This is a genomic window from Stenotrophomonas tumulicola, from assembly GCF_014117215.1.
GTDB classification, from domain to species: domain Bacteria; phylum Pseudomonadota; class Gammaproteobacteria; order Xanthomonadales; family Xanthomonadaceae; genus Stenotrophomonas; species Stenotrophomonas tumulicola.
The window spans coordinates 113879-127789 of the sequence record NZ_JACGXS010000001.1; the positions used below are offsets into that span (position 1 = coordinate 113879).

Genomic DNA, 13911 nt, shown 5'->3' on the forward strand with positions numbered 1-13911 from the left:
GACATGCCACATACGAACGGAAAGCCGTCCTCGCCCCCTGCACCTGCGGACAGGCTGCCCGATCCGGAAGGCCCGGTGGCGATGATACGGCGGCGCAGCGTACGGGCGGACTTCTTCAAGGCCTATCGCAAGGCACGCCAGTGGCACTGTGCGCCGTTGCTTTCCTGCGCGGTGGCCGTGCGCTTTGCCTTTTTCGGCGACAGTGGCCGCTTCGCCAGCCATGGAGGCTGGCGTGTATCGCGTATCCGTCGTGATGGTTTCTGAGTCGCGCAGGCCTCGGGCCGCAGCCTGTCGGTGGCATGCAGGACCGGTCCGATGGCCTGTTGGTGCGCCAGGCAACAGCATGGGGTTTCGCTCGACTTTCCGGTGAACCTTCCTCCATGTCCCGACTCTCCAACGCGGCAACCACCATGCTGCTGGGCAGCGTGCTCGCCCTGCCTGCCCTGGCTGCACCCAATCCCATCAGCGTGCATGTGCTGGACCAGCAGACCGGATTGCCTGCACAGGGCATGCAGGTTGAGCTGGAAAGCGTACAAGGCGACGGCTGGGCCCGCATAAGCCAGGGACGTACCAACGCCGATGGCCGAATCGCCACGCTGTATCCCGCAGGCCAGGCGCTACAGCCGGGGCGTTACAGGATCACCTTCCAGACGGGCGACTGGTACACCGCGCGCGCGGCATCGACCTTCTACCCGAAGGTCGAAGTCGTCATCGACGCCGACGGTTCGCTACCGCATTACCATGTCCCGCTGCTGCTGAGCCCGTACGGCTATTCGACTTACCGCGGCAGCTGATCATACCGCCGGGTCGAAGAACCGGCCGTGGCCACGCCGGGCCAATGCACGTCGATAAGCAAGCGAACTGCGGTCAGCAGGGACGTGCGCTTCGTCGCGGACATCCAGCGGCAGGTTGCGCGGGCGCTGGGCTTCCATCAGCGGTTTGTCCTCATCGAACACGCGCAGGTTGAAATCGATCATTTCCTGCGCGGGTCGCTCGGTATCGAAATTGCGTGATACCGGCACGAACAGGTGGGTCCGCAACGCGGAAACGGGCGTGGCGATGTTGAAGATCACCGCACGCCCACCTTCCGGGAAATGCAGGATGAGGCTGGCGGCAAAAGGAAGATGGACATCGAACTGGCGGTGCCAGATGAAGCCGTCCGGCGCCCTCCTGCCAGATTCGAGCGGATAGTTCGCGATGCCACTGTAGTAATCCGCGGAGAAGCCGTGCTCGGTTTCCTCGACGGCGTAGGACGGAACGCTGCGCTGCCCGGCGCAGGCGAATGTCGTGCGGTGCACCCACGGAAAGTGGGCCACGTCGAGGAACCCCTCCATCTGCCGGCCGGCGAAACAGTCCATCGTATAGCACGGGCACAGTGCCTGCTGGAAGCCGGCGTCGCCCCAGTGCGGCATCGATGGAATCTCGGGGGCGGCGTCTTCATGCGGCCACAGGCACGTCCAGACCAGCCCATAGCGTTCCACTGCAGGGAAAGTGTGTAGGTGCAGGCGGGCGGGGACGGGGTGCCCGGGCCGGCTGGGAATGTCGATGCAGCGCCCTGCGGCGCCGAACAGCAGTCCATGGTAGGCGCAGCGGATGCCGCCATCGTCGGGCGCGCCCATGCTCAGCGGGACGCCCCGGTGTGGACAGGCATCGCGGGCCACGACGACCTGCCCGCCGGCTCTATAGAGCACCAGCGGCTGGTCCAGCAGCATGGCCGAAATCGGGCTGCCGCTGACCTTTTCCGCCTCCATCAGCGGATACCAATGACGTGCAAGCAGGTACCAGTCTGCTGCGTCGAAACTGCATCCCGCCGGCATGGCAGGCGCGTCTGCCAGCGTGCATGTGCTGCCATGGCTGCATGCGGACATCATGTTCTCCGGGCGGTGGTCTGTATCCGGATTCTGCAGGTGGGCTTCCAGGTGCCGCCATGCAGGAATGTTCAATCCATCTGCATGTGCGGCGCAGGCGTCGGCGTCAGTCGTCCTGGTCCATGATTCCTTCGGCCAGCGCCACGCGGCTGCCATCCAGCAGTCCACGGCTCAGCCGGCCTTCTTCGATGAAGAGCAGTTCGCCGTTCTCGCCCTTCTTGATGCTGCTGTCCACGGCGATGACGCGCTCCCCATGGAAGTGGCTGACGTGCTGCATCGAGGTATGGCCGACCACGATGCGCTTGAGTCCAAGCCGGTCCAGCACGGCCTGCACGCCAGCCGTGTCCAGTCGTCCATCGAAGTAGCCGCGGTACCATATCGGGCTGGTCTTGCCGTCGTACAGCGGAGCGGTGGTGGGGTCGCCCTTGACCTGCTCGCGGGGGATGCCCAGCGATGCCTGATAGGCGGCGTTGGTACGTGAAGGGTCCAGCGCCAGTTCCAGCGCATCCGGTGAAATGCCGCCGTGCAGGAACAGGGTGTCGCCGATCCGCAGCAGCACGGGCCGCGTGCGCAGCCACTGGCCGATCACCGAATCGGCGCCATACAGCTGTGGGTAGCTGCGTCCCAGCAGTTGCGCGCTGCGCAGGTATTTCGGATTGACGTAGCGCAGGTCATCGTACAGCACCATCGTTTCGTGGTTGCCGAGCACGAAGTGCACCGCGCCGCCCGCATCGGCCGCCTGCTGCTGCAGGCTGTACAGCAGCCAGAAGGCTTCGGTGACCTTCGGCCCGCGGTCGAACACGTCGCCGGCAACGACCAGCGTATCGGTGCCCAGCGACCAGTGGTCCTGTCCATCGATCACCTTGTTGGCGCGCAGCAGGCGCACCAGCAGGTCGTATTGCCCATGGATGTCGGACAGCACGACGATCCGCGGGACTGCCGGCAGCACCGCTTGGGCAGGCATCGCGGGTGGCGCCACGTGCAGGGTGTGCGGATAACCGCAGCGGGCCGGGATGTCAGCGCCGCCGCCGTCGGTGGCCAGCGCACGTGACTCGACTTTGTCCTCGCATATCCACTGCAACCGCAGTCCGCTGCCGTCGCGGAAGACGTAAGGGCCATCCGCGTCCACGCGCGAGGCGGGTTCGGGAACCTCTCGCGCTGCCAGTGGGGCACTGGCCAGCAGGGCCACGGGAAGCCAGGCAATGGACAGGAAGATGGCGGCTTGGCGATTCATGGGCGGGTACCAGGATGTGGAGAGGGGACGCCACCGGGAGGCCGGTGATGCGCGATGTTATAACCCGTGTGATGGTATCCCCCGGCAGCGCGGCGTAGCCTGCGGGCAACGCACAGGAGACCCCGATGGGCCACGACCACGACCACCTGCCCAGCGAGATCCGCCACGAGAAGCCCTTGTGGTGGGCGCTCGGCCTGACCGCCACCTTCCTGCTGGCCGAAGTCATCGGCGCTTTCCTCACCAACAGCCTGGCGTTGCTGTCCGACGCCGCACACATGGCTACCGACACGCTGGCGCTGATGATCGCGCTGGTCGCGGTGCGGCTCAGCCGCCGCCCGCCCGATGCGCGGCGCACCTATGGCTATGCGCGGCTGGAAGCACTGGGCGCGATGTTCAACGGCGGCATGCTGTTCGTGGTGGCTGGCTACATCCTGTGGGAGGCGATCGCGCGCTTCCGCCAGCCGCAGGACATCGCCTCCACCGGCATGCTGGTGATCGCGGCGATCGGCTTGCTGGTGAACCTCATCTCGATGCGGCTGCTGAAGGCCGGCAGTGGCGAAAGCCTGAACGTCAAAGGCGCCTACCTGGAAGTGTGGGCGGACATGCTGGGGTCGGTTGCCGTGATCATCGGTGCGCTGCTTATCCGCTGGACCGGCTGGAAGGTGATCGATCCGATCCTGGCGGTGCTGATCGGCCTGTGGGTGCTGCCACGCACCTGGGTGCTCATGCGCGAAGCGATCAATGTGTTGCTGGAGGGCGTGCCCAAGGGGATCGTGCTGGCCGATGTGCGCGGCACGCTGTGCGCCCATGGGGACGTGGTGGATGTGCATGACCTGCACGTATGGGCACTGGCGTCCAGTACGCCGGCGCTCAGCGCGCACGTGGTGATGGGCGAGGGGGCCGATGCGGACCGCGTACGCCGTGCTCTTGCCGACGCACTGCACGAACGCCATGGCATCGACCACGTCACCCTGCAACTGGAAGTCGACCACTGTGGTGATGCCTGCGCGATCGATCCGGCGGCCAGGGCCCATGACCACCAGGGGCACGACCACGCCGACGAACGCGGCCACCATGGACACGTGCACCGCTGACCCTGCCTGCAACGGGGCGCCGGGCCCGGCCCGGCGAGCGCAGCGGCACGATCATCCGCCGCCCGGCACGGCCCGGCGCTACACTAGCTGCCTGCCTTCCCCTTGTTGGAGACCCTGCAGTGACCCGTAAACTCGTACTGTTGCGCCACGGCCAGAGCCAGTGGAACCTGGACAACCGCTTCACCGGCTGGGTCGATGTCGAACTCACCGACAAGGGGCGCCAGGAAGCGGCTGCCGCCGGTCGCCTGATGCGCGAAGAGGGCCTGCAGTTCGACGTCGCCCACACCTCGGTGCTCAAGCGCGCCATCCACACCCTGCAGGGGGCATTGGCCGAACTGGACCAGGACTGGCTGCCGGTCAGCAAGAGCTGGCGCTTGAACGAACGTCACTACGGTGGCCTGCAGGGCCTGGACAAGGCCGAAACCGCAGCCAAACATGGCGAAGACCAGGTCAAGATCTGGCGCCGTTCGTACGATATCCCGCCACCGGCGATGGACATCGAGGATCCGGGCCACCCGATCCACGACCGCCGCTATTCCACCCTGGACCGCAATGCGCTGCCGGGTACCGAATCGCTGGCTACCACGCTGGAACGCGTGCTGCCGTACTGGTTCGATTCCATCGCCCCGCAGTTGAAGGACGGCAAGACCGTGCTGGTCACCGCACATGGCAACTCGCTGCGCGCGCTGTACAAGTACCTCAACAACGTTTCGCGCGAGGAAATCCTCGAGCTGAACATCCCGACCGGCATCCCGCTGCTGTTCGAGCTGGACGATACGCTGGCCGTGCAGTCATTCCGTTACCTGGGTGACCCGGAAGCCGCACGCAAGGCGGCCGAAGCCGTGGCCAACCAGGGCAAAGCCAGGTAGGGCGCGTCCATGACCCGTTGCTGGTGATGTGGCATCGACGCGTGGCGGCCGTTGTTCGCCACGCTGTTGTTGCGGTGACGGGCATGGCCCGTCACTACCGATCCAGGTCAGACGATGCCAAGCGCTTCGTCGGCCGGCGCATCGCCATAGCCGGGTTGCCACGGGAAGCGGTGCGCGCTGTCGGGAAGGAACATGACCACGGCATGCAGCGGCCGTGGGCCGTAATGGCGTACGGCGGTCCCCAGGTAGTCGTCATGGCATTCGGCACGTACTGAACGGAAGACGACGTTGTACCCGCCTGCAAGGACCTCGCCATCTTCGACGTCGGTGCGGATCTGGTGCCCGGCAGCAAGCAGGTTCGCGCATTCCCCCAGGAGGGCATGTGCCTTGGAGCGCTGCAGGCCGAAGATGACGACCTCCGGGGCGGAATAGGAGGCCTGGAATCCGATCGAGTAGGAGAACCCCACTTCGCCATCCGGTCCAGGTAGCACGTGCAGGCAGTGCCAGCCATGCTGCTGGATGTCGTCGATCACTTTGCGGTCCTTGGAGCTATCCGGTGCTGTCATGGAGATCACGCTGGCCAATTGATCGTGGATGGGCCCGGGCAGTGTCACACGGGTAGTTGGTATTTGGGCGTGACCTTTGGCGGTCCCCCGCCTGTGCCGTCCGGGCTACCCTCAGGGATTACCCGCCGGAGAGTCCCATGAAATTCCGCACCTTGGCCCCGCTGGGCCTGGCCGTCGCCATCGCGACGTCGCTGGCCGCCTGTGGCAAGACCGAAACCGCACCAGATGCCACTGCCGATGCCGCAAAGCCGGCGTTCGACCAGTCGCTGGTCAAGACCCCGCTGATTTCGCTCGACAGCGCCGACCTGGATACCGCTGTTTCGGCGTGTACCGATCTCAATGCCTTCGTCAACCAGAAGTGGTTGAGCGCCAATCCGGTTCCGGGCGACCAGACCACCTGGGGCAGCTTCGAGATACTGCGCGAGCGCTCGCTGGAGGTGCAGCACGCACTGGTGGAGCAGGCCGCTGGCAGCGACGCCAAGGCCGGTTCGGTGGAGGCCAAGATCGGCGACATCTGGAAGACCGGCAGCGACGAAGCGAAGATCGAGGCGGCAGGCCTTGCGCCGCTGCAGGCGCAGCTGGACAAGATTGCTGCGCTGGACGACACCGCCGCCATCACCCAGTACCTGCGCGACAGCCAGGCGCAGGGCCAGGGCGTGCTGTTCTCGCTGTTCGCCAATGCGGACTACAAGGACTCGGCCAACGTCATCGCCTACGTCGGCCAGGGTGGCCTCGGGCTGCCCGAGAAGGGCTACTACTTCGATGCGACGCAGGCCAAGATCCGCGATGCGTACGAGGCCTACATCACCCAGCTGCTGACCCTGTCCGGCGTGGACGCCGCACAGGCGGCCGAGCAGGCCAAGGCCGTGCTGGCGTTTGAAACCCGCCTGGCCAATGCCTCGTTGTCGCGCATCGAAATGCGCGATCCGTCGAAGCGCTACAACCCGGTCAGTGCCGCCGACGCAGACAAGCTGACCCCGAACTTCAGCTGGACCGCGCTGTTCGATACGCTGAAGGTGCCAGCTGCGCAGAAGTTCTCGCTGGCGCAGCCGCAGTTCTTCCAGGAAGTGGACAAGATGCTGGCCGACGTGCCGGCGTCCACCTGGCAGGCCTACCTGCGTTTCCACACCCTCGATGACGCCGCGCCGTACCTGGCCAGCGACATCGAGAAGGCCAACTTCGATTTCTACGGCAAGACCCTGCGCGGCCAGCAGGAAATGCAGCCGCGCTGGAAGCGCGTGCTGGATGCAGTGAACGGAGGCATGGGCGAAGCACTGGGCCAGCTGTACGTGGACGCCGTGTTCCCGGCCGAGTCCAAGGAGCAGATGGAGCATCTGGTGGAGAACCTGTCCGAAGCGCTCAAGGCCCGCCTGGAGAAGCTGGAATGGATGGGCGAAGACACCCGCGCGAAGGCGCTGGAGAAGTGGGCCAGCTTCACCCCGAAGATCGGCTACCCGGACAAGTGGCGTGACTGGTCTGGCCTGCAGACCAACGGCGACAGCTACCTGGGCAACATGCAGGCCGCACGCGCCTACAACTACCGTTACGTGCTGGACAAGATCGGCAAGCCGGTGGACAAGACCGAGTGGGGCATGACCCCGCAGACCGTCAACGCCTATTACAACGCCACCAAGAACGAGATCGTGTTCCCGGCGGCGATCCTGCAGGCGCCGTTCTTCGACGCCAAGGCGGATCCGGCGCTGAACTACGGCGGCATCGGCGCCGTCATCGGCCACGAGATGATGCATGGCTATGACGACTCGGGCAGCCAGTTCGCTGCCAACGGCAACTTCGACAACTGGTGGACCGACGCCGACCGCAAGGCGTTCACCGAGCGTACCGACCAGTTGGTCGCGCAGTTCGATGGCTATGAGTCGCTGCCGGGCGTGAACGTGAAGGGCAAGCTGACCCTGGGCGAGAACATCGGCGACCTTGGTGGCCTGACCGTGGCTTATGACGCGCTGCAGATGGCGCTGAAGGAAGACCCGAAGGCCAACGTGGAAGTTGACGGGTATACGCAGGACCAGCGCTTCTTCATGAACTGGGCCACCGTGTGGCGCCGCAACTTCACCGATGGCGAGCTGCGCGTGCGCCTGAACACCGATCCGCATGCACCGGCGAACTTCCGAGCCAATGGCGCACCGTCGAACATGCCTTCGTTCGCCGCGGCCTTCGAGTGCAAGGCCGGCCAGCCGATGGTCCGCGCCGACGACAAGCGCGTGGTGCTCTGGTAATCATCCGCTGGTGTTGAATCATTGAAAACCCGGCGCAAGCCGGGTTTTCTTTGGCCGCCGCAGTAGCGCCGGGCCATGCCCGGCGAGCGTCGCAGCGCGTGAGGTGGTGCATTCCGCCGAGCATGGCTCGGCGCTACCAGGGAGCGGGGTCAGCCCGGCGCGAGCGTCGTCAACAACGCACGTGCCGCATTGAAGCGGTCCTCGGGCAAGGGAAGCGGGTGCTTGATTCGAAGCTTGTCCGGGCCGTCCATGCTGTACAGGTTGGACTGCTTCTGGATCAGCTGGATCACCGCCATCGGGTCGATGTTCGGCTTGGCTTCGAACACGATGCGGCCCCCGGCCTCGCCCAGGTCCAGCTTGCGGATCCCCAGTTCGTTGGCCTGCAGTTTCAGCTCGGCGATGGCGAACAGGTGCTTGGCTGCATCCGGCAGCAGGCCGAAGCGGTCGATCATCTCCACCTGCAGTTCGCGCAGTGCCGCACTGTCACGCGCGCTGGATATCCGCTTGTACAGCGTCAGGCGGGTGTGCACGTCCGGCAGGTAATCATCCGGGATCAGTGAGGGCACGTGCAGTTCCACATCAGCGCCGCGCACTTCCTGGCCAGCATCCAGGTCGGGCAGCTTGCCCTGGCGGATGCTGCGCACGGCGCGTTCCAGCAGCTCGGTGTACAGGCTGAAACCCACTTCGGCCATCTGTCCACTCTGGTCTTCGCCCAGCAGTTCACCGGCACCGCGGATTTCCAGGTCATGCGTGGCCAGGGTGAAGCCCGCACCCAGCTCGTCCATTGATGCGATGGCGTCCAGGCGCTTCTCCGCATCGGGGGTGATCGCGCGGCGATCCGGCACCACCAGGTAGGCGTAGGCGCGGTGGTGCGAGCGACCGACGCGACCACGCAGCTGGTGCAGCTGGGCCAGGCCGAAGCGGTCGGCACGATTGATGATGATGGTGTTGGCGTTGGGGATGTCGATGCCCGATTCGATGATCGTGGTCGACAGCAGCACGTTGAAACGCTGCTTCTGGAATTCCAGCATCACCCGTTCCAGCTCGCGCTCGGGCATCTGCCCGTGGGCCACGCCGATGCGCGCTTCGGGTACCAGCTCGGACAGCTCGCGCTGCATGCGGCCGATGCTCTCCACGTCGTTGTGCAGGAAGTACAGCTGGCCACCGCGCGCCAGTTCGCGCTGGAAAGCCTCGCGCAGCAGGGCGTTGTCCCACTGGGTGATGAAGGTCTGCACCGCCAGCCGGTTCGGCGGCGGGGTGGCGATGATCGACAGGTCGCGCAGGCCGGCCATGGCCATGTTGAGCGTGCGCGGGATCGGCGTGGCGGTCAGGGTCAGCAGGTGCACGTTGGCGCGCATTGCCTTCAGCGCTTCCTTCTGCCGCACGCCGAAGCGCTGCTCCTCGTCCACCACCACCAGGCCCAGGTCCTTGAACTTCACGTCCGGCTGCAGCAGGCGATGGGTACCGATGATCACATCGATGGTGCCATCGGCGACCTTCTCCAGCTCGGCCTTGATTTCCTTGGTGGACTTGAAGCGCGACAGCACCTCCACCTTCATCGGATAGTCGGCGAAACGGTCACGGAAGTTACGGTAATGCTGTTCGGCCAGCAGCGTGGTCGGTACCAGCACCGCGACCTGCTTGCCGGCACTGGCCGCAGCGAAGGCGGCACGCACGGCCACTTCGGTCTTGCCGAAACCGACGTCGCCGCAGACCACGCGGTCCATCGGCTGGCTGCTGGCGAGATCGCGCAGGGTGGCGTCGATGGCGGCCAGCTGGTCCGGGGTTTCCTCGAACGGGAAGCCGGCCGCGAAGGGTTCGTACAGGGCGCGGTCCACGTCCAGCGCAAGACCCGCGCGCGCGCGGCGACGCGCCTGGATCTCAAGCAGCTCGGCGGCCACGTCGCGCACTTTTTCGGCGGCCTTGCGCTTGGCCTTGGTCCATTGCTCGCCGCCCAGCGAATGCAATGGTGCGGTTTCCGCCGATGCACCCGAGTAACGGCTGATCAGGTGCAGCTGGGCCACCGGGACGTAGAGCCGGTCTCCCTTGGCGTATTCGATATCGAGGAACTCGCCGGGCATGCCGCCCACGTCCATCGCGATCAGGCCACGGTAGCGGCCCACGCCATGGTCTTCGTGCACGATCGGCGCGCCTTCGGTCAGCTCGCCGAGGTCGCGGATGATCGCTTCCGGTTCACGTCCGGCACGGCGCGTGCGGCGCTGCTGGCCGGCGCGCTCGGGGAACAGCTGGCGCTCGGTGAGCACCGCGATGCGCGGATCGTCCAGCGCGAAGCCATCTTCCAGTGGCGCCACGGTGATCGCAAAGCGCTCGCTGCCGCCCAGGAACGTGGGCAGGTCGGCGACCACCGGCGGCTTCAGCGAAGCCGCCTGCAGTACTTCCAGCAGCGCCTCGCGGCGGCCGGCGGAATCGGCTGCGATCAGTACGCGGCCAGGGTACTGGTCGACGAAGGAAACCAGCGCCTGGCCGGAGGCTGCATCGCGCACGGCTACCGGCAATGGCGGCAGCGGCACCTCGCCCAGCGCATGCGCCTGCTCGATGCGCGCATGCCCGGGTGGCCAGACTTCCACGCGCGGCAGGTCGTTGAGCTTCTCGCGCAGCAGGTCCGGGGAAAGGTACAGCTGGGTCGGCGGCAGCAGCGGGCGTTCGACATCGTGCCGGCGCTGCTCATAGCGCTGGCTGGTCTGCGCCCAGAATGCCGCGGCCGCTTCGCCTACGCCAGGTGCCACCACCGGCAGTACATCGGTCGAAAAGTAGTCGAGCAGGGTGGCGGTGTGGTCGAAGAACAGCGGCAGGTAGTATTCGATGCCGGCCGGTGCCAGCCGCGACTTGAGATCCTGGTACAGCGAACTGCGCCGGGTATCGACATCGAAGCGCTCGCGCAGGGCATCCATCACCCGCGCGATGCTGGCATCGTCCATGGGCACTTCGCGGCCGGGCAGCATGTGCACGGCCTGTACCCTGTCCAGTGAACGCTGGGTTTCCGGGTCGAAGACGCGGATGGTGTCGATGTCCTCATCGAGCAGCTCCACCCGCAGCGGTTCATCGGCACCCATCGGATAGACGTCGAGCAGGCCACCGCGTACCGCGAAATCGCCCGGATCCATCACCTGCGGTACGTTGCGGTAACCCGCGCTCTCCAGCCGGCGTTTCTCTGCATCCAGGTCCAGGCGCTGGCCGACCTCGAGGTCGAAGCTGCCACCGATCACGTACTGCTTTGGTGCCAGCTGCTGCATCAGCGTCTGCACCGGGACTACCACCAGGCCACGCTTCAGGCCGGGCAGGCGATGCAATGCGGAAAGGCGTTGCGAGATGATGTCCGGGTGCGGGCTGAAGCGATCGTAGGGCAGGGTTTCCCAGTCCGGGAAAGCCACCACCGGCAGCGATGGGTCGTTGCCCAGCAGCGTATGCAGGTCGGCTTCGATCTGGTTCGCGCCGTGGTTGTCGCGGGCGATGACCAGCAGCGGCCCATCGTGCGCCTGCGCGGCGCGTGCCAGGTACCAGGCCAGGGCGGTGGCCGAGGAGGGAGCGCGCCACCAGGCGCGGAGCTGGCCGGGACGCGGCAGCGGCGGAACGGGAAAAGGAGAGCGCGACATTGGCCGCCGATTCTAGCAGAGGCGATGGTCAACGCCGGGGGCACCGGGCCATGCCATGCAATGCCGGGTCATGCCATGCAACGCCGGCCATGCCACGTAGCGCCGAGCCATGCTCGGCGAGCGCATCGCGGATCCACCGGGCATGGCCCGGCGCTACCCGCAGACCTCAGTTGTCCAGTTCCAGCACCATCCGCACCAGCCCGGGCGTGCCCTGTGGGTGCGGCTGCGGCTGGAAGCCCAGCGATGCGGCCAGCTGTTTCATCGGCTCGTTCTCTTCGGCGACGTCGCCATACAGCCGGTCCAGGTACTTGCCGCGGGCCCACTTCACCAGCTTGCGCATCAACTGCCGGCCCAAGCCCTGGCCGATCAGGAACCGGCTGACCAGGATCGCGTATTCCGCTTCGCGGGTGCCCTGGATGATCGAGGCGCGTGCGACCGCGCCGACCACGGCTTCGCCGGCCGGCAGGGATTCGGCCGCAACCAGGGTGATCTCGGTCTTGGGATTGGGGTGGGTCAGGCGCTGGGTGGTTTCCGGGGACAGTTCGGTCACCGCCTGCAGGAAGCGGTCACGGATTTCCTCCGGCCCGAACAGGCTGAAAGCCGCCTGCAGCGGTGCTCCGTCTTCCGGGCGGATCGGACGGATCAAAAGCTCATGGCCGCTGGGGGCCTTGAAGATCTCGTGCCAGGGCGGCATGCGGTTGCGAGTGGCCATACCGGGTGATTCCTTGGTGGTCCAGCGATTGTGGCATTCCCATGGCTGAATTCCGTGAACAAAAGGCTCACAGCGGTACAGCCATGGGCCAGGGCCTCATTCGGCCGTCTTCAACCAGTCCAGGCGGGTGCTGGCGCCGGCCTCGCCCAGGTGCTGCTTCAACGCAGGCAATGCGGGGCCGACCACGCGGTCGAACTGGTAGGGGGCATTGAGTACCAGCATGCCGCTGCCGTTGAGGCGCAGTGGCGACTCATCCGGGCGCACCAGCAGCTCGATGGTCAGGGCGGACTTGAAGGGCAGCGCGCTGGCCTTGCGCAGGAAATGCAGGATGCTGCGACGCTGCTTGATCGGGAACCAGACCGCGCAGGTGGCCTGTGGCCAGCGTTCGAAGGTTTCCTTCAGGGCAGCCAGGATGCGTATGTATTCCGCATCCTGGCCTTCGTACGGCGGGTCGATCAATACCAGGCCACGGCCGATCTTGGCACCGTTTGCCTTCGGTGGCACCAGCGCCCGGATCTTGTCGTAGCCATCGCCTTCATAAACGCCAACCCGCGTGTCATGGGCAAACAATTTTTTCAGCGCGGCCGCTTCGTCGGGCTGCAGCTCACAGGCGGCCATGCGGTCCTGGGGGCGCAGTGCCTGCGCGGTCAGCAGCGGCGAACCGGGATAGGTGATCATCGCGCCGACCGGATTGTCCGCCTGCACCGCCTTCAGGTAGCGCTCCACCACGTCGGGCAGCTTCGGCTGCGACATCAGCCGCATCACGCCGTCCTCGGCCTCCAGCGTCTTGCGGCTTTCCTCGCTGGCCAGCAGGTAACGTCCGCGGCCGCCATGGGTGTCGAGCACGAAGAACGGGCTGTCCTTGCGCTTGAAGCTGTCGATCAGGGCCAGCTGCACGATGTGCTTGAGGACATCGGCATGGTTGCCGGCATGGAAGGCGTGGCGGTAGTTCATGGCGCGCAGTGTACGGGGCCAGGGCCGCAGCGGCTATGCTGCCGGCCATGATAGAACCTGTTGCCCACGTACTGGTGGTCGAAGACGAGGCGGCCATCGCCGAAACCGTGTTGTACGCGCTGCGCAGCGAAGGATTCACCGCCAGCCACTGTCCGCTCGGCGGCCAGGCGCTGGAATGGCTGCGGCAGGGCCGTTTCGACCTGGTAGTGCTGGACGTGGGGCTGCCCGACCTGGGCGGGTTCGAGGTCTGCCGCCGCCTGCGGGCGCTGCCTGGGCCGATCGCGCAGCTGCCGGTGATCTTCCTCACTGCACGCAACGATGAGATCGATCGGGTGCTGGGGCTGGAGCTGGGGGCCGACGATTACATGGCCAAGCCCTTCTCGCCGCGTGAGCTGGTGGCGCGGGTGCGTGCGCGATTGCGCCGTGCGCTGCCTGCGGCCACTCCTTCCAGCGTGGCGGCGGAGGGTTGGCAACGGCGCGGAGGCTTCGAGATCGACCATGAAGGGCATCGCATCCGCCATGCTGGCACGCTGCTGGACCTGACCCGCTACGAGTACGCGCTGATGGCTGCCTTGCTGCAGCGCCCGGGGGCGATCCTGAGCCGGGCGCAGTTGATGGACCGTGGCTGGGACGCCGATGCAGGCAGTGCCGACCGCACCGTGGACACCCACGTGAAGACGTTGCGTGCCAAGCTGCGCGCGGCCAACGTGCCGGGCGACCCGATCCGTACCCATCGCGGTCTTGGCTACGCGCTGGAGACCTGAGC

Annotated in this window: 12 protein-coding genes; 6 read left to right on the plus strand and 6 right to left on the minus strand. The window is 66.1% G+C overall.

Going from position 1 to position 13911, the window contains the following annotated elements; translation table 11 throughout:
• The first annotated feature begins 3 nt into the window (after positions 1 to 3).
• Positions 4 to 264, plus strand: a complete 261-nt coding sequence (locus H4O11_RS00455; protein ID WP_182337462.1) for a hypothetical protein — start codon at positions 4 to 6, stop codon at positions 262 to 264.
• Positions 265 to 380: 116 nt separating this feature from the next.
• Positions 381 to 794, plus strand: a complete 414-nt coding sequence (uraH, locus tag H4O11_RS00460; RefSeq protein ID WP_182337463.1) for a hydroxyisourate hydrolase — start codon at positions 381 to 383, stop codon at positions 792 to 794.
• Here the strand turns inward: uraH and H4O11_RS00465 are convergent, their stop codons facing one another.
• Positions 795 to 1868 (minus strand): Rieske 2Fe-2S domain-containing protein, encoded by a 1074-nt coding sequence (locus H4O11_RS00465; protein ID WP_220466573.1) that lies wholly within the window; start codon positions 1866 to 1868, stop codon positions 795 to 797.
• Positions 1869 to 1974: 106 nt separating this feature from the next.
• On the minus strand, positions 1975 to 3102 hold the full coding sequence (locus H4O11_RS00470) for a metallophosphoesterase (RefSeq protein ID WP_182337464.1): 1128 nt from the start codon (positions 3100 to 3102) through the stop codon (positions 1975 to 1977).
• A 125-nt stretch (positions 3103 to 3227) separates the two neighbouring features.
• Between H4O11_RS00470 and H4O11_RS00475 the strand changes: the two genes are divergently transcribed.
• Positions 3228 to 4196: a cation diffusion facilitator family transporter gene (locus H4O11_RS00475; RefSeq protein ID WP_182337465.1), complete on the plus strand. Its 969-nt coding sequence runs from the start codon at positions 3228 to 3230 to the stop codon at positions 4194 to 4196.
• A 119-nt stretch (positions 4197 to 4315) separates the two neighbouring features.
• Positions 4316 to 5065: a 2,3-diphosphoglycerate-dependent phosphoglycerate mutase gene (gene gpmA, locus H4O11_RS00480; RefSeq protein ID WP_182337466.1), complete on the plus strand. Its 750-nt coding sequence runs from the start codon at positions 4316 to 4318 to the stop codon at positions 5063 to 5065.
• A 107-nt stretch (positions 5066 to 5172) separates the two neighbouring features.
• Here gpmA and H4O11_RS00485 read toward each other — a convergent pair whose 3' ends face one another.
• Positions 5173 to 5631, minus strand: coding sequence for a DUF4262 domain-containing protein (locus H4O11_RS00485; protein WP_182337467.1), 459 nt, complete (start codon positions 5629 to 5631; stop codon positions 5173 to 5175).
• Positions 5632 to 5768: 137 nt separating this feature from the next.
• Here H4O11_RS00485 and H4O11_RS00490 point away from each other — a divergent pair, with 137 nt between their 5' ends.
• A complete protein-coding gene (locus tag H4O11_RS00490) occupies positions 5769 to 7865 on the plus strand; it encodes a M13 family metallopeptidase (RefSeq protein ID WP_182337468.1) in 2097 nt (698 codons plus the stop codon).
• A 149-nt stretch (positions 7866 to 8014) separates the two neighbouring features.
• Here H4O11_RS00490 and mfd read toward each other — a convergent pair whose 3' ends face one another.
• From mfd to H4O11_RS00505, 3 genes are all read right to left on the minus strand, one after another.
• A complete protein-coding gene (mfd, locus tag H4O11_RS00495) occupies positions 8015 to 11479 on the minus strand; it encodes a transcription-repair coupling factor (protein ID WP_182337469.1) in 3465 nt (1154 codons plus the stop codon).
• A 166-nt stretch (positions 11480 to 11645) separates the two neighbouring features.
• On the minus strand, positions 11646 to 12191 hold the full coding sequence (locus H4O11_RS00500; protein ID WP_182337470.1) for a GNAT family N-acetyltransferase: 546 nt from the start codon (positions 12189 to 12191) through the stop codon (positions 11646 to 11648).
• 96 nt (positions 12192 to 12287) lie between these two features.
• Complete coding sequence (locus H4O11_RS00505) at positions 12288 to 13145, minus strand: 23S rRNA (adenine(2030)-N(6))-methyltransferase RlmJ (RefSeq protein WP_182337471.1); 858 nt, start codon at positions 13143 to 13145, stop codon at positions 12288 to 12290.
• Between the two features lie 35 nt (positions 13146 to 13180).
• On the opposite strand from H4O11_RS00505, the gene creB reads away from it, so the two are divergent.
• Complete coding sequence (gene creB / locus H4O11_RS00510; RefSeq protein WP_182337472.1) at positions 13181 to 13909, plus strand: two-component system response regulator CreB; 729 nt, start codon at positions 13181 to 13183, stop codon at positions 13907 to 13909.
• Positions 13910 to 13911: the final 2 nt, after the last annotated feature.

Coding starts and splice junctions, on each gene's coding strand:
- mfd (WP_182337469.1), bottom strand. CDS start 11,479: ATGTCGCGCTCTCCTTTTCCCGTTCCGCCGCTGCCGCGTCCCGGCCAG.
- H4O11_RS00505 (WP_182337471.1), bottom strand. CDS start 13,145: ATGAACTACCGCCACGCCTTCCATGCCGGCAACCATGCCGATGTCCTC.
- H4O11_RS00465 (WP_220466573.1), bottom strand. CDS start 1,868: ATGTCCGCATGCAGCCATGGCAGCACATGCACGCTGGCAGACGCGCCT.
- H4O11_RS00470 (WP_182337464.1), bottom strand. CDS start 3,102: ATGAATCGCCAAGCCGCCATCTTCCTGTCCATTGCCTGGCTTCCCGTG.
- H4O11_RS00490 (WP_182337468.1), top strand. CDS start 5,769: ATGAAATTCCGCACCTTGGCCCCGCTGGGCCTGGCCGTCGCCATCGCG.
- H4O11_RS00500 (WP_182337470.1), bottom strand. CDS start 12,191: ATGGCCACTCGCAACCGCATGCCGCCCTGGCACGAGATCTTCAAGGCC.
- uraH (WP_182337463.1), top strand. CDS start 381: ATGTCCCGACTCTCCAACGCGGCAACCACCATGCTGCTGGGCAGCGTG.
- H4O11_RS00475 (WP_182337465.1), top strand. CDS start 3,228: ATGGGCCACGACCACGACCACCTGCCCAGCGAGATCCGCCACGAGAAG.
- H4O11_RS00455 (WP_182337462.1), top strand. CDS start 4: ATGCCACATACGAACGGAAAGCCGTCCTCGCCCCCTGCACCTGCGGAC.
- H4O11_RS00485 (WP_182337467.1), bottom strand. CDS start 5,631: ATGACAGCACCGGATAGCTCCAAGGACCGCAAAGTGATCGACGACATC.
- creB (WP_182337472.1), top strand. CDS start 13,181: ATGCTGCCGGCCATGATAGAACCTGTTGCCCACGTACTGGTGGTCGAA.